Genomic DNA, 18,281 nt, shown 5'->3' with positions numbered 1-18,281 from the left:
GGCGGCACGTCAACCGGAACAGGCGGCACGTCAACCGGAACAGGCGGTACATCAACCGGATCGAATGGTGTTTCTTCAACAGTGGATGCGGCGCTCCCGCCCGAGCCGCAGCTTCCTGGAACCGTGTGCGCCACCCTGGTCGCGGGCCTTACCCAGGCGGGCGGCCTGTTGCCTGCTTCTGTCGACGCCAGCCTGAGCAATTCCAATCCGGATACCGCGCGGATTCAAAAAGAAATCTCCCGCTGCCCTGCCGGGCAGGCGGTCAAGCTGACTACCGGCAGCAGCGGCCAGAATGCATTTCTTTCCGGCCCGTTGACCCTGGCTAGCGGCGTCACCCTCTGGGTGGATCAGGGAGTGACCTTGTTCGCGTCGCGCAGTCCGGCCGATTTCGATATCGGCGACGGCAACTGCGGTACCGCTGCCGGTGACGGCAAGTCCTGCAATGCCTTGATCACCGCCAGCAAGACACAAAACAGCGGGGTAGTAGGCGACGGCATCATCGACGGCCGCGGCGGCAGCGTATTAACGTCCGGCGCCAACGCGGGCACAATGACTTGGTGGGACGTCGCCATGCTGAACAAGTCGACGGGCAAGAACCAGAACAATCCGCGCCTGATCCAGGTCTTTGGCGGCAGCAATTTCACGCTGTACCGTATTACCGTCCAGAATGCGCCGGCATTCCATGTGGTGCCTAATACGGTAAGCGGTTTTACCGCCTGGGGAGTGAAAATCCTGACCCCGACTCTGGCTTACTCCAGGCCGGGTTATGCCTGTCCGGCCGGGAGCAGCCCGGATCCGACAACGCCCGCTACTTCGCCAAGCACTTGCTTCACGCCGGAAACCACGAAAAATACCGACGGGATCGATCCCGGCCAATCCAGCAATGTGCTGATCGCCTATTCTTATTTCAGCGGCGGCGATGACAATATCGCGATCAAGGCGAGCGGATCGGCGCCGGCTCTCTCGCACCGGATTGTCCACAGCCACTTCTATTATGGCCACGGCATGTCGATCGGCAGCGAGACGAATTCGGGTGTCGACGGCATCGAGATGCGTGATCTGTCGATCGATGGCCAGGATTCTCAAAACAGCGTCGGCATACGGATCAAGTCGGACGACGGCCGCGGCGGCACGGTGAAGAACATCAGCTATCGGCAGATCTGCATGCGTAACGTCAAGGAACCGATGATATTCGATCCTTACTACAGCGCCGGCAATCACACCCTGGCGCCGGATTTCCACGACATTGCGGTCAGCGGCTTCCATTACCTCGGCAGCGCAAAATATGGCGGCGGCACGCTCACCTTCAACGGCTATGCTTTCAACGGCACGGTCAATCCGCTGAAGATTACCTTGGATAACGTCATGTTCGATTCCACGCCGAAGATATCGAACAGCCCGCACAACGGTGGCCCGACGCCGCCGTCGAACACACAGTTTACTGTCGGGCCTGGTCCGGTCAACTTTGCGATTGCGCCGTCCGCAGCGAATAACGTGACGGTGGTCACGGCGCCGAAAGACGGCCAGCAGGCAATCGACTGCAGCCAGGCTTTCGTGTCCTTTCCATCCTCGATGTCGCCTTTCTAGATTCTGCCGGCTTGATTTTTCCGTGAACGCGGCCATCGATTCTGCATTCGCCAAATGCAGAATCGATGGCGCTGCACTCGTTTGAGCATATGTGTCAGATATCAATACAAAAAAAATCCATAACATGCCTGTTAGCTATCCTGTTGTTTTCGCATGTGACTGCGGTTCTATCCGATGATCTGCTGTATGTGATCTGGCGGGATATCGGATTGCCCGATGCGGTGCGTCTGGCCAGCCAGTATTCGGGGAAGACGATTCGTCTGGCTCAGGATGTGCACGGGACGATCAGTCTTGCGTCGTCAGGTCCGCTGGGTTCCAGCCAGTTTTTCTCTCTCTTCGAGAACTCTCTGCATGAGCGCGGCCTGGTCCTGATGCGTGACGGCGGCAATATTTACCAGGTGAGGGCAGTCGAGCCAGGGGCGGGCGGCAGCGCTCAATCGCCCAGTGCCAGTGTGGAAGCGGGGCCGCCGCACGTCCCGCAAATTGAATATGTCGGAGCCGTATTCGCTTCCGAACGGCGCGCGCAGGCAATCGTTGCGCGAATCCGTGCGATGGGCGGCGAAGCTGAGGTCCGGGCTCCTGGCGATCCGGCTGATACAGGTTTTTCCGTCGTGCTGCTGTGCCGTGACAGCGCCGAAGGTTACCAATCGATGATTTCCGCAGTCGAGCGGGCGGGATTAAGCAACCTGATTTCTACGCCGTCGTTGCCTGCCGCATTTGCGGCGCAGGAGACGCCGTCTTTCGCCGACAGCCAGCCGTCGAGCCATCCATGAATTTGACAACTTGCCCGTCGAACCCGCGAAGCGTGTAATCGCGCATCTTGGTTTCTGCGCTAATTCGACGCCATTTCTATGCCGGCGATCTTGCACTCCGATCGCTCGGTGTTTTTCCACACCTCATAGTCTTTTTCATCGTTCGCCCGCAGGAACGAGGTCGATGCCGCGCCTGCCTGGGCGCAGGCGACTTTTGCCAGGCCGTTGCGTTTGGCTTTGTGATATTGGGCGACGGTCTGGAACGCCACATTCCTGTCGATGGCGCGCGTATTCTGCCTTGCCATCACTTCGATGCCGTCGCAGAAGAAATACCAGATGCCGGGGGAGATAGCGACGAAACAGAAAAACGTTTGTAATGTACTAAGATCCTTGGTTCTCACTGTACTTGCCTTCCAATATTACGGGTCGCGACACTACCGCGGCCGGGTGCTTGTTCCGGGTCCTAGGTCATTGATTTGATTAATTTTTTACAATTGTTCGTATGCTAATTTAGTTTTCAAAAAAAACAATGGTTTGTTAAAAATTGTTAGGTAAAAATCCTGGGAATGACGATATTTGTGGGTTTTTTCCTACAATAAAAACATTCAAAATTAACATCATTCAGGTAACGATTTCGTGCACAATTACGCAGGGCAACAATTCCCGTTCGCCGGGTTTTTGTTGGCATTTGATCAAATGATGAAAGGACGTGGATGAGTCTGCGCCTGTGGAACCTGGCTTCGCTGGCGCTGCCGGTGCTGCTGATCCTGGCAGTGCGGGACAGGCTCGGGCAAGGCCGCACGTCGCTATAATGAAGAAGGTTCACTCCACGGAGGTGCTCATGCAGCTCACACCTAGACTGGCGACCTTCACTATGGTGTCGAGCCTTGCCTACCTTTGGCTCGCCATCTTCGGCGAGGGCGGATTTGCCGCCTTTTTCTCGCGGCCGGCCTTGCTTGTCACCGCCGCCGCATTCATGGCGCTGGCCGGCGCGGCGCTCTTCACCAGCGCCAACCTGAGTTCCGGCGAGCGCGAGGACCGCGGCAACCGCTGGATCATTCCCGCCGTCGGGCTGATCGGGCTGCTGCAGGCTTACCTGCCGGCGTATTCCGACCGCATCGGCTTCTGGACCTTCGGCGGCGATGCGCTGCGCTGGACCGGCGTTATCCTGTTCATCGCCGGCGGCGTGCTGAGGCTGTGGCCGGTTTTCATCCTGGGACGCCGCTTCAGCGGCCTGGTGGCGATCCAGCCGGGGCATGAGCTGGTCACCGGCGGCATCTACAGCGTTATCCGCCATCCCAGTTACCTGGGCCTGCTGGTGAATGCGCTGGGCTGGTCCCTGGTTTTCCGTTCCGGGCTCGGCGTACTGCTCACCGCCCTCATGCTGGCGCCGCTGCTGGCCCGCATGCGCGCCGAGGAAGCGCTGCTGCGCAGCCAGTTCGGCGCCGAGTACGATGCCTACCGTGCTCGCACCTCGCGGCTGATTCCCGGAATTTATTAGGACCTGGTTTTTGCCTGATGGGCATGCATGCGAATCGACTGCCTGCGCTAAACTGTGCGTTTGGGTTGATGGGAGAAGCGATGCAGACCGTGACACTGCCTTACGGCTCGGACCAGACCGGCCTGGTATGCGGTTTTTTATTCGACGCCGACGCGCAAGGCCGGCCAATCGAGTCGAAACAGGCGGAGGAGTGGCTGGCTGCACGCGAGCAGCATCCCGGCCAGTTCATCTGGCTGCACCTTAACCTGGCCAATACCGCTTGCGAAAAGTGGCTGAGGAAGCATGCCGCGCTGGGCGACGAATTCTACGCAACCCTGCACGAAGGCCAGCGCTCGACCCGCATCGAACTGGTCGACAATATGCTGATCGCGGTGGTCAACGATGTGCTGCACGATTTTTCATTCGATCCGGCGGACATTTCCACGCTGTTCCTGAATGTCGACCGGCAGGTTGTGATCAGCGCCCGGCTGAAGCCGCTGAAGGCGGTCGACCGCTTGCGCAACGCGGTGAAGAACGGTGAGCCGATCCGTTCTTCGATCGAGCTGCTTACCCATCTGCTACGCGACCAGGCTGAGGTGCTGTCGAAGATCGTGCGCGACGCCATCCAGCGGGTCGACGGCATAGAAGACACCCTGCTGGCCGGCAAGCAGAACCAGAAACGCGCCAACCTGGGCGAGCTGCGGCGCGTGCTGGTGCGTCTGCAGCGCCTGCTGGCGCCGGAGCCGGCAGCCTTGTTCCGCCTGCTGCAGCGGCCGCCGAACTGGGTGGCTGACATCGATTCGCAAGAGCTGCGCCACGCCACGGAAGAATTTTCGATGGCGCTGCACGAAATCGCCACGCTGCAGGAACGCATCAAGCTGCTGCAGGAAGAAATCGCGGCGCGCGTCAATGAGGGCAATAACCGCAGCCTGTTCGTGCTGACCATCGTCACGGTGCTGGCGCTGCCGATCAACATCATCGCCGGCCTGCTTGGCATGAATGTAGGCGGCATCCCGCTGGGGCAGGATCCTCAAGGATTCTGGATCATCGCCGGCATTGTCGCTAGCTTCACTGCGGTGGCCGGCTGGCTGGCTTTCAGGAAGCGCGGCGACGAGTGACGCCGGCCCGGCTTCGGCAATGCGCGCCAATACGAGCGAGCTGCCCACGGCATCGGAAAATTTTCGGTATCATCGTGCGCGCAGAAACTTGTCAATCCAAACCTGAAGGAAATGCCATGTCGATCCATGTCGCCACTATCGGGTGGGAACGCGCGGATGCCGTATTCACCGATAACCGTTACAGCCGCGCCCACAGTTGGCATTTCGACGGCGGCGCCGTGGTGCCGGCATCGAGTTCGCCGCATGTGGTCAGGGTGCCTTTGTCGAATCCGGCCAATGTCGATCCGGAAGAGGCGTTCGTGGCCTCCTTGTCGAGCTGCCACATGCTGTGGTTCCTGGACATCGCGCGCAGCGCCGGCTACCTGGTCGAGCGTTATGTCGACCAGGCCAAGGGACATATGGAGCGGGCGGCGGATGGCAAGAGCTGGATCGCGCTGGTGGAGCTGGCGCCGGCGGTGGCCTTTTCCGGCGCCAAGATCCCGGACGACGCCGTGCTGCGCCATTTGCACCACCAGGCGCACGAAGAGTGTTTCCTGGCGCGCTCCGTGAAAAGCGAAATCAGGATCGAAGGCAGCTGGAGCCATGCCGCGTCGTGAGCGCCGATTCGGCAATCCATATCCTGGCCGGCGCGGAGGCGGGTAGAATACCGGCGGCGCAGGTTTGCCGCGCAGGCCGAGGCTGGCATGCGGCGGCATTGGCAAACTGCCACGACACGACGTTTACACAGGAAAAATGATGGCAAAGAAGAATGAAGAGCTGGACCCGGAAACATTGGCGCTGATTAACTGGTGCATTGAAGTCGAAGGTTTCCTGGTGGCCGGCGGCGCGACCCTGGAACAGGCGCAAGAGCATATCGAAGAACAGGTGGAATGGTTTACCGACCAGTTTTATGACGGCCTGACGCCGGAACAAGCCGCCAAGGAAGCGCTGGCGTGATGCCTGCCGAGGTGCGGTCGGCCCAATGAGCCAACATGAAATAGGGCGCGGCATCGGCCTGTCGGTCTGCGCCTCGATGCTGTTTGCCTTGTTGTCCGGCTACACCAGGCTGCTGGCGCCGCTCGACGGCCTCGACATCTTCGCCTGGCGCGTGGTGTGGACCTTGCCCGGCGCGCTGGCCCTGCTGGTCCTGCGCCAGCGCCTGCCGCAGGCGCGCGCCTTGCTGCAGCGCCTGGCGCGCGAACCCTTGACCTGCGCCGCCCTGGCGATAGTGGCGGCGCTGCTTGGCGTCCAGATCTGGATTTTCCTGTGGGCGCCCTTGCACGGCCGTGCGCTGGAAGTCTCGCTGGGATATTTCCTGCTGCCCTTGACCATGGTGCTGGTCGGCCGTTTTTATTATCACGAACGGCTGGATGTTTTCCAATGGCTGGCGGTTGCCTGTGCCGTGGTCGGCGTGCTGCACGAACTGTGGCTGACGCGCAGCTTCGCCTGGCCGACCCTGGTGGTGGCGCTTGGCTATCCGCCTTACTTTATCCTGCGCCGCAAGATCAATGCCGATCCGGTGGTGGCGTTCGCGTTGGAGATGGCGTTGCTGCTGCCGGTGGCGGCTGTCATGCTGTACCTGCGCGATTCCTGGGCCGTGGTTGCCTACCGGCCGGACATGTGGCTGTTCCTGCTGCCGGGGATGGGCCTGCTGAGCACGGTGGCGCTCGGCGCTTACCTGGGCGCCAGCCGGCTGCTGCCGATGGCCTTGTTCGGCATCCTCGGCTACGTCGAGCCGGTATTGCTGGTCGGCGTCGCCATCGTTTTTCTCGGCGAGTCGATGGCGCCGGGACAGCTGGCCACCTATATCCCGATCTGGTGCGCGGTGCTGCTGACGGCGCTGCACAGCGTGCGCCTATTGCGCAAGGAGCGGGCTGCGCGGCGCGGCGGTTAAGCTCGTTGTCAACAAAGAAACGCACCCGCCAATCGCCGCAAGTCCACCCAAATATTCCCGGTTTAAAGACTCCAGTAAGTAAGTGGTAAGAGCTTATGGCTGAACATGCTTGTCGGCAGCAGTCATTCGTTCAATCATCTTGTGGAGTCAACATGCATCATTTCAAGTTTTCCTGCCGGCTAGCGCTGGCAGCGATAATCGGGACGGCTTTCAGCGCCGCGGCAAGTTTGAGTCATGCCGATCCGGTCCTGGCCGAAGAACCGCATTCCGCCGACGCGTCCCAATGGGGGCTGGGCATCGGCCTTGGTTCTGAAAGCCGGCCCTATCGCGGCGTCAGCAATCATGTCTCGGTCTTGCCGCTGGTGCTGTATGAAAATCGCTGGATCCATTTCTTCGGCAATACGCTTGATTTCAAGCTGGGATCGGTCGACCAGTTCAGTTTCACATTGCGTGCCAAATATGCATTGAACGACGGCTACAAAAGCAGCGATTCGGAGGCATTGCGCGGCATGGACGAACGCAAGGGCAGTGCCTGGGGCGGCGTTGCGGGCACTTGGGACAATCCCTACGCGAAGTTGTCGCTGGAATGGCTGACTGCCGGCAGCACCAAGGGCAACACGGTGAAACTCGGCGCCGAGCATTCGTTCGCGATGGGCGCGTTCCGGCTGACGCCGCACCTGAGCACGACCTGGATGGACAGCAAGTACGTCAATTATTATTACGGCGTCAAGGCCAGCGAAGCGATCGCCGGCCGCCCGGCTTATACTGGCAAATCGACGGCCAACATCGAGTTTGGCGTGCGCGCGGACTATCCGCTCACACGCAACCAGATGATCATGCTTGACGTCGGCGACCTGCAGCGCGGCACCGGCATCAAGGACAGCCCGCTGGTCGACAAGTCGTCGGCGGTGAGCGTGCGGGTCGGCTACCTTTATAAATTCTAGTCGCGAAACACTACGCTAAATACCAACCATGAACCGGATCGGCCTGCTGGAAGACCACGAGCGGATGGCGCAGCTGATTCGCCAGGCGATGGCGGGGGTCGGCATCGAAGTCGATATCTATGGCCGCATCGACCACGCGGCCGACGGCTTTACCCGCATTCCCTATGCGGCGCTGGTGATCGACCGCGGCTTGCCGGACGGCGACGGGCTTGACCTGGTGCGCAAGTTGCGCGCCAAGGGCGTGCTGGCGCCATGCCTGATGCTGACCGCGCTCGATGCCTTGCATGACCGGGTGGCCGGCCTGGAGGCCGGCGCCGACGACTATCTGCCGAAGCCGTTTTCGATGGAGGAACTGGTGGCCAGGGTGCGCGCCCTGATGCGGCGTCCGCCGCAACTGCAAAGCCTGGTTCCAGCCTATCTCGGCTTGCAGGTGCTGCCGGAAACGAGTTGCATGCGCAACGGCGACGATTCGGTGTCGCTGGCGCCTTCGGAGCTGCAGCTGATGCTGAGCCTGGTGCGCGCAGGCGGGCAGCCGGTGCGCCGCACCGCCTTGGAAATGGCGGCCTGGGGCGTGGGCGATGCGGTCACCCCTAACGCGCTGGATGTCGCCTTGCACCGGCTGCGGCGAAAACTGCTGGCGATCGATTCCACCGTAGAGATCGCCAACGTCAGGGCTTACGGGTTTGCATTGCAGGAACTGCCCAATGCGCTATAGCTTGTCGAAAAAACTGATTGTCTCTGCCGCGGCTACGATGGTGGTCATCACCTTGCTGGTGTCCGCGGGCCTGGCTGCGGTATTCCAGTGGGAGCCCGAGATATTGCTGAAGCAGGAGATGCTCAGGCATGTCGACAAGATCAAGGAAAAGATGCGCTTCGACGCCGCGGGCAAACTGACCGGGGTCGAGCTGAATTCCAAAATGCAGCTGCTGTATGAAGCGTTGAAAGACGACTCCATCTACCGCATCCTGGATGACAAGGGCGCGGTGCTCGCCGCCTCCGACGGCGCCGGCATCCCCCTGTTTGCCAAAGGCACGCGTTTCGATCCCAAAACCGCAACCGAGAGCGGCTTGGTCGTGCGGCGCTCAGGATTGACATTGCATGTATTTACGCAAGCCGTTTTCCGCAACGATAAGACCTACTATATCCAGGTGGCGCGGAGCGAACGCATGCACCAGGCCATCATGGGCAGCGACAGCGCCAGTTTCATGATGGCCGCCGGGGTCGCGGTGATTGTCGCCATCCTGGTATTTACCGGTGTCGTGTGGGGCACATTCAACCGCGCGCTGCGCCCGCTGCGTGTGGCGTCGGATGCGGCCAGCAAGATTGAATTCAACCGCCTGGGCTCGCGCCTGTCTACGGTGGACGTGCCGCAAGAGCTGGTGCCGCTGATAGACGCATTCAACAAGGCGCTGGACCGGCTGGAGCGTGGCTATCGGCTGCAGCAGGAATTCCTGGCGACGGTTGCGCATGAATTGAAGACCCCTTTGGCCCTGATCCGCGGGCAGATCGAACTCGATGGCATGGCTGACCGCACGCTGCTCTTGAAGGATGTCGACCGCATGGCGCGCCAGGTGCACCAGTTGCTGCACCTGGCTGAAGTGAGCGACCAGAAAAATTTTGTGTTCGAACAGCTCGACGCCGGTGAAGTCGCGGTCAGCGCGGTTGAACACCTGGAACGGCTGGCGGACCGGCTGGGCGTGCGCATCGTCCTGCATTCGCCGGTCCGGCAGGTATTGCTGCTGGCCGACAGCGGCGCGCTGTTTGTACTGGTCAAGAACCTGCTGGAAAACGCCCTCCATCATTCGCCGGCCGGCGCCAGCGCAGTTGTCACGGTCACGCCGGAGCAGATTTCGGTGCGCGACCATGGCGAAGGCATTGCCGCGGACCACGTGCCATTGCTGTTCAAGCGTTTCTGGCGCGGTCCGAACCGGCGCGACGAAGGCGCCGGCCTGGGGCTGTCGATCTGCAGGGAAATTTCGCATGCCCACGGCTGGCGCTTGCTGGTCAAGCACGACCAGCGCCCCGGAGCGGAATTCATCGTTGCATTCCATTGATTCCGGCGGGCGCCGGCAATCGCGCTCCTGTCAAAGTCATCGTCCTGTCATAAGACTGCTATAAGTTGAGGCCTTGCAACCGGCGCTCAGAGCGGCCGCCGCCTCGCTGCGATCGCTTTCCTTGACGGATAAACCATGTACAACAATAGCAAACGATTAATCATCCTCGATGCGGACGGCACCACTATCGATGCCTACAGCGCCATCGACAAGACGTTTTCCCGCCACGGCATGGAGATCGGCGATGAGGAAAGATTCCAGAAGCGCCGCCGCCTGTTCAAATACCTGGGCGGATTGAAAGAGTTTCCCTCCAACCTGAAAAAACAGATCGGCAAGCAGAGCCGCAAGCAGCTGATCGCCACCCTGACCGAGGTTTACCGGGAAGAGGCCAAGCTGTATCCGGGCATCGCGGACCTGGTGCGCAGCCTGATCGCCGCGCCGGACATCGCGGTCGGCCTGGTGACGCGCAACATGACGAATGAACCGGAAGAGACGCTGCGGCTGCTGTTCCGGCGCCATGACATCGATCTCGATGCGCTCGATTTTTTTGCCCACATTCCGCTGCACCTGGAAAAGATGCAGGAATTCCGCGCCATCCGCGAGCGCCTCGACATCAATCCCGCGCGCGCCTATATCGCCGGCGACGAGCACAAGGATTACCTGGCCGCGATCGGCTCCGGCATGCATCCTTTCATGGTTTCCTACGGTTTCGAGAGCTACAAGCGTCTGATCAAGAAATTCCTGGTGCCGGAAGAAATCATCTCGCGCTCGCCCGAAGAGCTGTGCGGACGCGTGCGGCACGCCATGGGCTTGACGGATAACGCCTGACAAGGCGCTACTGCAAGGCGCCACTCCCTGTTAGAATTTATCTTCCAAAAGATGGATCGGGCAGGGCACATGTACACATTGTATGGCTTCAAGGGCTCCGGCTCCGCCGTGGTGGAGCTGGCGCTGGAACTGGCCGGACTGCCTTACCGGCTGGTCGAGGCAGCTTCCTGGGAGCCTGGCTCGGCGCTCGAAGAGCTGCAGCAGCTGAACCCCCTCAGGCAGATTCCCACCTTGCAGCTGCCGGATGGCAGCATCCTGACTGAAAGCGCGGCGATCCTGCTCCATCTCGGCCTGGCCCATCCCGCGGCCGGGCTGCTGCCTGCCGCTGAAACCCAGCGCGCGCAGGCCATCAGGGGCCTGGTGTATATCGCCGCCAACTGTTACGCCGCGATCGGCGTGATCGACTTCCCTGAGCGCTGGTGCGCCAATGCCGACGATGCCGTGAAAGAACAAATCCGGGAAGGCACGCGTGCGCGCCTGCACAGCTATTGGGAAATTTTCGCCGACACTTATCCTGCATCGCCATTCTTGAACGGCGCCTCGCTCGGCCTGCTCGACCTGATGGCTGCCGTGGTTTCCAAGTGGTCGGGCGCGCGGCCGCACCTGGCGCGGGTGCGGCCCGCTTTCTTCGCCTTGGTCGAGAGGGTGCAAGCCGATCCGAAAGTGGCGCCGGTGTGGCGGCGCCACTGGGATCATTGAATTTTCCGGATTTTTACCGATGCTTTCATCATTTTTTGCAAAATACTAAAACATAGGGAGGCCCAACGTGCAGTCACAAACCGAGCTGTCTGAAGACCAGTTGATGAAAAAAGTGGCATGGCGCCTGATGCCATTGCTGATCGTGATGTTCCTGGTGTCTTTCATCGACCGTCAGAACGTCGGTTTCGCCAAGCTGGAAATGGTGCATGCGCTGGGCATGAGCGAGGCGGCCTACGGCCTCGGCGCGTCCCTGTTTTTCATCGGCTACCTGCTGTTCGAGATCCCCAGCACCCTGGCCTTGCATAAATACGGCGCGCGGGTCTGGCTGGCGCGCATCATGTTTACCTGGGGCGCGGTGACCATACTGCTGGGTTTCACCAGTTCGCTGCCGATGTTTTATGTGCTGCGCTTCATGCTGGGCGTGGCCGAAGCCGGATTTTATCCTGGCGTGATCTATTACCTGACGCTGTGGTTCCCCCAGATATACCGCACCCGGGTGCTGGGGATATTTACGTTGGGCAGCGCCCTGGCCAACATGCTGGGCGCCCTGGTCGGCGGCTTGCTGCTGAACCTGAACGGCACGCTCGGGCTGGCCGGCTGGCAGTGGGTCTTTATTGCGACCGGTGCGCCGGCTGTGCTGCTGACGCTGGTGGTGATGGTGTATCTGCCGGGCTCCATCGATGAATCCAAATTCCTGTCGGCCGCGCAGAAAGCCAAGCTGAACGACATGATGCAGCGCGATACGCCGGCCAACGCCACCCGCGGCAATCCGCTGGCGGCGCTATGGGACTTGCGCGTGCTGCTGTTTGCCGCCACCTACATGCTGATGTCGACTTCGCTGTATGGCGTCACTTACTGGCTGCCGACCTTGGTGAAGGGCTTCGGCGTCAGCTCCACCATCAACGGCTTGCTGAACATGATGCCGTGGGGGCTGGCCGTGCTGCTGTTGCTGTGGCTGCCGGGCAAGCTGCGCCATGACCGGGTGGTGTTCAAGGCGATCGCCGTCATCGGCTTGCTGGGTTTGCTGTGCTTTACCTCGAGTGCGCTGCTCGATTCCAACTCGCTGCAGGGCAATGTGCTGCGCTTTGGCGCCCTGGTCATAGGCGGCGCTTGCATCACCTTGCTGTATCCCTGTTTCTGGTCCTTGCCGCCGAAATTTTTCCAAGGCGCGCGGGCTGCCGCCAGCATCGCGGCGATCAATTCAATCGGCAACCTGGGCGGGTTTTTCGGGCAGAACCTGATGCCTTACGTGGGCAAGCTCACGCACAGCAATGTCACGCCGATGCTGGTTCCCGCGGCTTGCCTGGCGGTGCTGGGCGTGGGCGGGCTAGTAGCGGTGAACTGGCAGCGCAAACGCGACCTGGCCGACGACAGCGCGCGCGAGCGCCAGGTGGCGATCCAGGAAGACGGCAGCGAAGATCCGGGCGCCGGCATCGACCAGTTGCTGGACCGGCATCCCGACCACCTGCACATGCCGCATCCAAAACCGCCGCAGCCTGATTGAATTTTAGTGAAAGTCGCGGCTGCTGGTGTACAGCTTGCCCAGCATCGGCGACATGTCGATCAGGTGCTGGGCCACCAGGTGCCTGACGCCCTCCTGGGACTGCCAGCTGCCATTGACGCCCATCAGCTTCGCTCCCTGCAATTCCTTGCGCTGGCTGTCCGCCAGGTCGGGCCAGACGATGACGTTGACAGTGCCGGTTTCATCTTCCAGCGTGACGAACACCACGCCCTTGGCCGTGCCGGGGCGCTGGCGCACCGTGACGATGCCGCAGGCCCGCGCCAGCTGGCCGCTGCGGAAAGTATTCAGCACCTCGGCCGACCTGAAGCGCTGGGCATTGAGCTGCGGGCGCAGCAGCGCCAGCGGATGGCGCCCCAGGGTCAGGCCCAGCGCATCGTAATCGTTGAGCAGGTTTTCTCCTTCCGTCGGCGGCGCCAGCAGCAAGGCTTCTTCCGCCACCTGGGCCTGCCTGAGCAAGCCTTTGTCCGGTGCGCTGACCAGCGCCTGCCACAACGCCTGGCGGCGGTTGCCGACCAGCGGCGCGAGCGAATTGGCGGCGGCCAGCGCCTGCAGCTGGTCGCGCTGCAGGCCGCTGCGCAAGGCCATGTCCTTGAGGTCGGTGAACGGACGCACCGCGCGCGCCGCTTCAATCTCGTCGACATTGCGGGAATTCAGCCCGCGCACCAGGTTGAAGCCCAGCCTGACTGCCGGCCTGGCCGCCGAGGTTGATTCCAGGGCAGCTTCCCAGTTGCTGACGTTGATATCGACCGGCAGCACTTCCACGCCATGCCGGCGCGCGTCCTGCACCAGCTGCGACGGCGAATAGAATCCCATCGGCTGGCTGTTCAGCAGCGCCGCCAGGAACGCTTCCGGTTCATGGCATTTGAGCCAGGAGCTGGCGTAGGCGAGCAGGGCGAAACTGGCGGCGTGGCTTTCCGGGAAGCCGTATTCGCCGAAGCCCTGGATCTGGCTGTAGATGGCTTCGGCGAAACTCTTGTCGTAGCCCCTGTCTGTCATGCCGTCGATCAGTTTGCGTTCGAATTTTTCGAGGCCGCCTTTGCGTTTCCAGGCCGCCATCGAGCGGCGCAGGCTGTCGGCCTCGCCCTCGGTGAAACCTGCCGCGATCACGGCGATCTGCATCACCTGTTCCTGGAAGATCGGTATGCCGAGGGTGCGTTCCAATGCTTGCTGCAGATTTTTCTGGTAGATGATTTTGCCAGGATCTTTTTTCCTGTTTTGCAAATAAGGATGGACCATGCCGCCCTGGATCGGTCCCGGCCGGACGATCGCAACCTGGATCACCAGGTCGTAGAATTGACGCGGCTTCAGGCGCGGCAGCATGCTCATCTGGGCCCGGCTTTCGATCTGGAACACGCCTATGGTGTCGGCCTTGCAGATCATGTCGTAAGTCGCGGGATCTTCGCGCGGGATGTCTTTCATCTCGAATGTTTCGCCGCGTTGCGTCGCCACCATCGCCAGCGCCCGCTGCAGCATCGACAGCATGCCCAGCGCCAGCACATCGACCTTGAGTATGCGCAGGGCGTCCAGGTCGTCCTTGTCCCATTGCACCACGCTGCGGTCTTTCATCGCCGCGTTTTCGATAGGCACCAGGCGCGACAGCTTGCCGCGTGAAATCACGAAGCCGCCCGGGTGCTGCGACAGGTGGCGCGGAAATCCCATCAGCGTATGCGACAGCTCGGCCCATTGTTCGGCAATCGCCGTATTGGCAGCCATGCCGAGTTCACCGAAGTTCTGCTGCAGCTGCTGCTTGTCGTCCCACCAGCGCTGCGATTTGGCGACCTGGTCGACCAGGCCCGGATCGACGCCCAGCGCCTTGCCGACATCGCGCAGCACGCTGCGCGGCCGGTAGCTGATCACGACCGCGGTCAGCGCCGCCCGCCGCCGGCCGTATTTTTCGTAGATGTACTGGATCACTTCTTCGCGCCGCTGGTGTTCGAAATCGACGTCGATGTCGGGCGGTTCATTGCGTTCGCGGCTGATGAAGCGGCCGAACAGCAAGGTGCTCCGGGCCGGGTCGACTTCGGTGATGCCGAGGCAGTAGCAGACCGCCGAGTTGGCCGCCGAGCCGCGGCCCTGGCACAAGATGCCCTGGCTGCGGGCGAACTGGACGATATCGTAGACCGTCAGGAAATAAGCTTCATATTCCAGCTCCTGGATCAGGTCCAGTTCGTCTTCCAGCTGCCGCTGCACCGCGGCCGGGATTTCGTCGGCGAAGCGGCTGCGCGCGCCGATATAGGTTTGCTGGCGCAGATAACTGGCCGGAGTATGCCCCGGCGGCACGATTTCATCCGGATATTCATACCGCAGTTCATCCAGCGAAAAGCTGCACATGCCGGCGATCCTTACCGTTTCGGCCAAGGCCGCCGCCGGATACAGGTTGCCTAGCCGCAGCCTGGCGCGCAGGTGCTGTTCGGCATTCGGCGCCAGCGCATAACCGCAAGCGGCGACAGTCTTGCCGAGCCGGATCGCGGCCAGCGTATCCTGCAGCGGCTTGCGCGAGCGGCGGTGCATGCAGACATCGCCGGTAGCGGCTACCGGCAAGCCGAGCGCTTGCGCGGCCTGCTCGATCACGGCGCGCTGGCATTCGTCGCCGGCCTGGTGCAGCATGGTCATGCCGATCCAGGCGCGGCCGGGAAAAGTATTGCGCAGCCATGCCGCCTGGCGGCCCAGCGTTGCGCTGTCGACGCCATGAGCCGGCAGCAGGAGCAGCAGGCAATCGGGCAGCTGGCGCAGGTGGGCGTTGGCGCTGTCCGGCGCATCGAGGTCTTGCGGCCGGAGCAGGTAATGGCCTTTGCCGGCGCGGCTGCGCGCCAGCGTGATCAGTTCCGAAAGATTGCCGTAACCTTCGCGGTTTTGCGCCAGCGCGATGAGAGAAAACGCCGGGCTGCCGTCGGCCTCGTGCAGCTGGAACTGGCTGCCGATCAGCAGCGGCAGTCCATGTTTCTTGGCTTCGACATGGGCGCGCACCACGCCGGCCAGCGAGCATTCGTCGGTCAGCGCCAGAGCCGCGTAGCCAAGCTGGACGGCGCGCTCCACCAGTTCCTCGGGATGCGAGGCGCCGCGCAGGAAACTGAAATTCGAGACGCACTGCAGTTCGGCGTATTCCGGCAATACGATCGACGGCGGCGCCAGCGCGGGATTGTCGTCCATAGGCAATCAGGCAAACAAGCCGTGCAGGAACCAGTGGATGTCATCGCCGTCGCGCTCGCGATATATCCAGTAGCAAGCAGCTTCTTCGCCTTCCGCCACGAAGTAGTCGCGCACGGTCGGCGGACCGTCCCACCAGCCGCATTCGATCCGTTCCGGCCCCGACAGCAGGCGCAGCGGCGAACCATAAAACGGCCGGTGCTTGCGCAGCATCAGGGCCAGCGGCTGCTGCAGCAGCCAGAATGGCCGTTGCGGCTGGAGCCGAGGCAATGCATCGCCTGGCGTTTGGCGGCACAGGCCGTCGCCGGCTGCCTGCCAGGCGTTGGCGACTTCCGGCCGGTGGTCGGCCAGCGCTGCCGGCTGCAAGACGTTTTCACTGCCGAGCCGTGCGCTCAGCAACTCCAGCAGGCGAGCATAGGCGCCGGGCGTGCCGCCCGGCTCGGGAAACAGGGAGGCGGTCGGCGGCAGCATCGGCGCTACCTGGGTTGCCTGCAAGCGCAAGGCGATCACCGGCGCATCGAGTTGCAGCCGGCCCAGCCTTTCTTTCAACAGGCGCAGCAGGTGTTCTTCATGCCAGGCCGGTTCGCCCAGCGCGATTTCCAGCGGCGTCGGAACGATTGCCTGGCGCCCGCGTTCGTGTTCCAGCGACAGCAGGAAACGCGCTACCGCCAGCTGCTGCGCCACCAGCCAGCCGATCATTTGCAAGACCAGGCGGCGCGCCGCAAACAGTACCGCCTCGGCATGTTCGATGCGGTCCGGCAGCTCCAGCCAGGCGCTGAATGCCTGCGGCGGCTGCACCCATTCGAAGATTTCGGGCGCGCTGCCGTAGGCGCGGTCCAGGGTTTCCAGGATGTGCTTGTCGCTGCGCCGCTGCAATCCGGCGCGCGGCAGCTTGCGCAAGTCGGCCAGGGTCTGGCAGCCGATGCCGGCCAGCCATTCTTGGTGGGGGCGCGCCGCCGGCAGGATCGCGAACGGCAATCCATCCAGCCGCCGCTGCAGGCTGGCCAGGCGCAGGCTGCGGCGCTGCATGCGGCGGCGATGGCGGGCCAGCAGCCACGCGCCTTGGGCGGTCGGCGCCATGCTGAGCTGCGGCGTGAAGCCCAGCGCCTGGATGCTGTCGCGGATGCGGCGGCACAGCGCCAGACGGCCGCCGAAAGCGCTCAGGCTGGCGCTGATGTCGAGCAGCAGCGAATCCTCCTCGGCATGCGCTACTTCCGGCGTGTATTGCAGCAGGGCCAGCGCGATATCGTCGCGCGCGCCTTGTTCGCGCGCCGCATCGCGCTCGCATAACAAAGCCTGCGGCGCCAGCGCCAGCACACCGCCGCGGCGCATGCCCGGGCGCACGCCGCTGGCCGCCGCGGCGGGTGTCATGGCCAGCACCTGGTCATGTTCCACCACCGCCAGCATGCAGGGTTCAGACCAGCGCGGGCGCAATGTTTCCAGCGCCAGCAGCGGCAGGTGTATGCCTATCCAGAGTGTCATGGTCGGGTACGGCAAAAGAAGGTGGCGGAACGGCTGGAGCGGTGGCCGGGGCCACGGTTGCCGCCAGCGGCAGGTAAAACGCTTGTTCGTGTTGCGGCCCTTTGCGTTTGAGCAGCTGGATTTCGACGCCGTTGCGCGCCGGCCGCAATGCCAGCCGCAAAGGCGAGGGCGAGGATTCGTGGGCGGCGCTCAGCGGCCGCAGCAGCCACAGCAGGGTGTCGCTGGCCTGGGCCGCCAGGTGCAAGCGGCGCAAAGCCTCGCCCCGGACATGGGATTGCCATAACAGCAGCGCGCCGCAGCTGCCGTTGCGCAATACCTGTTCCGCCGACCACAGCGCATCGGCGCTGCGCGCCGCCTTGATCCACAGCAGCTGTCCGCTGGCCAGGCCGGCGCCGTCCCAGGCCGCGATCTGCGGCAAATGCGGCGGCTGCAGCAAGACGATCCGGCGCTGGCTGGCGATGCCCATCAGCGCCGGCTGCAACAGGCGCATTTCGCCGCAGCCGGCCTGTTGCAACAGCAGCTCTATCAATGCCGAATGCGGCCAGCCGCCGTTCGGCAATTCACGGTCGAGGGATGGATGGCCGGAGCCGGTGACCACGCCCTGGTAGGAACCCATCTGGTCTGCGCGCCACAAGGCATGCGGCAAGGCCGCCACGACCGATTGGGCGGCGGCGGAAATGCTGGATGGGGCGCTGGCGGGCATGGGCATGACTAAATGACATTTAGGTAAAAGCGTAAGCGGAGAAATATTATACTGTATGTATGTACAGTATAAATTCGATTCGGGTTTAGTCA

At 62.3% G+C, this 18,281-nt stretch carries 18 protein-coding genes; 14 read left to right on the top strand and 4 right to left on the bottom strand.

The features are described 5' to 3' along the window. Positions 1-1,587 (top strand): glycoside hydrolase family 28 protein (locus BM062_RS22880; RefSeq protein ID WP_139220170.1); only part of this gene is annotated, 1,587 nt, incomplete at its 5' end. Positions 1,588-1,652: 65 nt separating this feature from the next. Beyond that, positions 1,653-2,360 (top strand): hypothetical protein, encoded by a 708-nt coding sequence (locus tag BM062_RS22875; RefSeq protein WP_092401403.1) that lies wholly within the window; start codon positions 1,653-1,655, stop codon positions 2,358-2,360. A gap of 59 nt (positions 2,361-2,419) precedes the next feature. Here BM062_RS22875 and BM062_RS22870 read toward each other — a convergent pair whose 3' ends face one another. Next, entirely contained in the window at positions 2,420-2,740 is a 321-nt protein-coding gene (locus BM062_RS22870) for a hypothetical protein (protein ID WP_139220169.1), read from the bottom strand. A 312-nt stretch (positions 2,741-3,052) separates the two neighbouring features. Here BM062_RS22870 and BM062_RS25815 point away from each other — a divergent pair, with 312 nt between their 5' ends. The 12 genes from BM062_RS25815 to BM062_RS22815 all read left to right on the top strand — a co-directional run bounded on the left by BM062_RS25815 (position 3,053) and on the right by BM062_RS22815 (position 12,839). Beyond that, on the top strand, positions 3,053-3,151 hold the full coding sequence (locus BM062_RS25815; protein WP_217647639.1) for a sodium/glutamate symporter: 99 nt from the start codon (positions 3,053-3,055) through the stop codon (positions 3,149-3,151). Between the two features lie 29 nt (positions 3,152-3,180). Then, the gene (locus tag BM062_RS22865; RefSeq protein ID WP_092401397.1) at positions 3,181-3,840 is read left to right on the top strand and encodes a methyltransferase family protein; all 660 of its coding nucleotides are present in this window, start codon (positions 3,181-3,183) and stop codon (positions 3,838-3,840) included. 80 nt (positions 3,841-3,920) lie between these two features. Further along, positions 3,921-4,937 carry a transporter gene (locus BM062_RS22860; RefSeq protein WP_092401421.1) on the top strand — a complete coding sequence of 339 codons (1,017 nt, stop codon included), beginning with the start codon at positions 3,921-3,923 and terminating at the stop codon, positions 4,935-4,937. Between the two features lie 116 nt (positions 4,938-5,053). After that, positions 5,054-5,533: an OsmC family protein gene (locus tag BM062_RS22855; protein ID WP_092401394.1), complete on the top strand. Its 480-nt coding sequence runs from the start codon at positions 5,054-5,056 to the stop codon at positions 5,531-5,533. A 139-nt stretch (positions 5,534-5,672) separates the two neighbouring features. Further along, positions 5,673-5,873: a hypothetical protein gene (locus BM062_RS22850; RefSeq protein WP_041742042.1), complete on the top strand. Its 201-nt coding sequence runs from the start codon at positions 5,673-5,675 to the stop codon at positions 5,871-5,873. Between the two features lie 25 nt (positions 5,874-5,898). Beyond that, entirely contained in the window at positions 5,899-6,810 is a 912-nt protein-coding gene (gene rarD, locus BM062_RS22845; protein ID WP_092401391.1) for an EamA family transporter RarD, read from the top strand. A 152-nt stretch (positions 6,811-6,962) separates the two neighbouring features. Further along, a complete protein-coding gene (locus BM062_RS22840) occupies positions 6,963-7,754 on the top strand; it encodes a MipA/OmpV family protein (protein ID WP_092401388.1) in 792 nt (263 codons plus the stop codon). A 28-nt stretch (positions 7,755-7,782) separates the two neighbouring features. Then, on the top strand, positions 7,783-8,469 hold the full coding sequence (locus BM062_RS22835) for a response regulator transcription factor (protein WP_092401385.1): 687 nt from the start codon (positions 7,783-7,785) through the stop codon (positions 8,467-8,469). Beyond that, positions 8,459-9,808, top strand: coding sequence for a sensor histidine kinase (locus BM062_RS22830; protein WP_092401382.1), 1,350 nt, complete (start codon positions 8,459-8,461; stop codon positions 9,806-9,808). Before BM062_RS22835 ends, BM062_RS22830 begins: the two co-directional genes overlap by 11 nt. A 135-nt stretch (positions 9,809-9,943) precedes the next feature. Then, a complete protein-coding gene (locus BM062_RS22825) occupies positions 9,944-10,636 on the top strand; it encodes an HAD family hydrolase (protein WP_092401379.1) in 693 nt (230 codons plus the stop codon). A gap of 69 nt (positions 10,637-10,705) precedes the next feature. Then, positions 10,706-11,335: a glutathione S-transferase family protein gene (locus BM062_RS22820; RefSeq protein WP_092401376.1), complete on the top strand. Its 630-nt coding sequence runs from the start codon at positions 10,706-10,708 to the stop codon at positions 11,333-11,335. Positions 11,336-11,438: 103 nt separating this feature from the next. Beyond that, positions 11,439-12,839 carry an MFS transporter gene (locus tag BM062_RS22815; protein WP_092401418.1) on the top strand — a complete coding sequence of 467 codons (1,401 nt, stop codon included), beginning with the start codon at positions 11,439-11,441 and terminating at the stop codon, positions 12,837-12,839. Between the two features lie 3 nt (positions 12,840-12,842). Here the strand turns inward: BM062_RS22815 and BM062_RS22810 are convergent, their stop codons facing one another. Genes BM062_RS22810 through imuA form a run of 3 tightly spaced genes read right to left on the bottom strand, consistent with a single transcriptional unit; the run spans position 12,843 to position 18,195 of the window. Continuing rightward, positions 12,843-16,007: an error-prone DNA polymerase gene (locus BM062_RS22810; protein WP_092401373.1), complete on the bottom strand. Its 3,165-nt coding sequence runs from the start codon at positions 16,005-16,007 to the stop codon at positions 12,843-12,845. A gap of 6 nt (positions 16,008-16,013) precedes the next feature. Beyond that, positions 16,014-17,486, bottom strand: coding sequence for a Y-family DNA polymerase (locus BM062_RS22805; RefSeq protein WP_092401370.1), 1,473 nt, complete (start codon positions 17,484-17,486; stop codon positions 16,014-16,016). Continuing rightward, on the bottom strand, positions 17,419-18,195 hold the full coding sequence (imuA, locus tag BM062_RS22800) for a translesion DNA synthesis-associated protein ImuA (RefSeq protein ID WP_254785220.1): 777 nt from the start codon (positions 18,193-18,195) through the stop codon (positions 17,419-17,421). The genes BM062_RS22805 and imuA overlap by 68 nt, the downstream gene beginning before the upstream one ends. Positions 18,196-18,281 lie beyond the last annotated feature (86 nt).

This window comes from Collimonas sp. OK412, from assembly GCF_900112135.1.
GTDB lineage: Bacteria > Pseudomonadota > Gammaproteobacteria > Burkholderiales > Burkholderiaceae_D > Collimonas > Collimonas rhizosphaerae.
This window is presented reverse-complemented; position numbering and strand designations above follow the sequence as displayed.

Bases quoted from the DNA above. Each gene is read 5' to 3' on its own strand.
- BM062_RS22875 (WP_092401403.1), top strand. From the start codon at position 1,653: ATGGCGCTGCACTCGTTTGAGCATATGTGTCAGATATCAATACAAAAA.
- BM062_RS25815 (WP_217647639.1), top strand. From the start codon at position 3,053: ATGAGTCTGCGCCTGTGGAACCTGGCTTCGCTGGCGCTGCCGGTGCTG.
- BM062_RS22865 (WP_092401397.1), top strand. From the start codon at position 3,181: ATGCAGCTCACACCTAGACTGGCGACCTTCACTATGGTGTCGAGCCTT.
- BM062_RS22860 (WP_092401421.1), top strand. From the start codon at position 3,921: ATGCAGACCGTGACACTGCCTTACGGCTCGGACCAGACCGGCCTGGTA.
- BM062_RS22855 (WP_092401394.1), top strand. From the start codon at position 5,054: ATGTCGATCCATGTCGCCACTATCGGGTGGGAACGCGCGGATGCCGTA.
- BM062_RS22850 (WP_041742042.1), top strand. From the start codon at position 5,673: ATGGCAAAGAAGAATGAAGAGCTGGACCCGGAAACATTGGCGCTGATT.
- rarD (WP_092401391.1), top strand. From the start codon at position 5,899: ATGAGCCAACATGAAATAGGGCGCGGCATCGGCCTGTCGGTCTGCGCC.
- BM062_RS22840 (WP_092401388.1), top strand. From the start codon at position 6,963: ATGCATCATTTCAAGTTTTCCTGCCGGCTAGCGCTGGCAGCGATAATC.
- BM062_RS22835 (WP_092401385.1), top strand. From the start codon at position 7,783: ATGAACCGGATCGGCCTGCTGGAAGACCACGAGCGGATGGCGCAGCTG.
- BM062_RS22830 (WP_092401382.1), top strand. From the start codon at position 8,459: ATGCGCTATAGCTTGTCGAAAAAACTGATTGTCTCTGCCGCGGCTACG.
- BM062_RS22825 (WP_092401379.1), top strand. From the start codon at position 9,944: ATGTACAACAATAGCAAACGATTAATCATCCTCGATGCGGACGGCACC.
- BM062_RS22820 (WP_092401376.1), top strand. From the start codon at position 10,706: ATGTACACATTGTATGGCTTCAAGGGCTCCGGCTCCGCCGTGGTGGAG.
- BM062_RS22815 (WP_092401418.1), top strand. From the start codon at position 11,439: ATGAAAAAAGTGGCATGGCGCCTGATGCCATTGCTGATCGTGATGTTC.
- BM062_RS22810 (WP_092401373.1), bottom strand. From the start codon at position 16,007: ATGGACGACAATCCCGCGCTGGCGCCGCCGTCGATCGTATTGCCGGAA.
- BM062_RS22805 (WP_092401370.1), bottom strand. From the start codon at position 17,486: ATGACACTCTGGATAGGCATACACCTGCCGCTGCTGGCGCTGGAAACA.
- imuA (WP_254785220.1), bottom strand. From the start codon at position 18,195: ATGCCCATGCCCGCCAGCGCCCCATCCAGCATTTCCGCCGCCGCCCAA.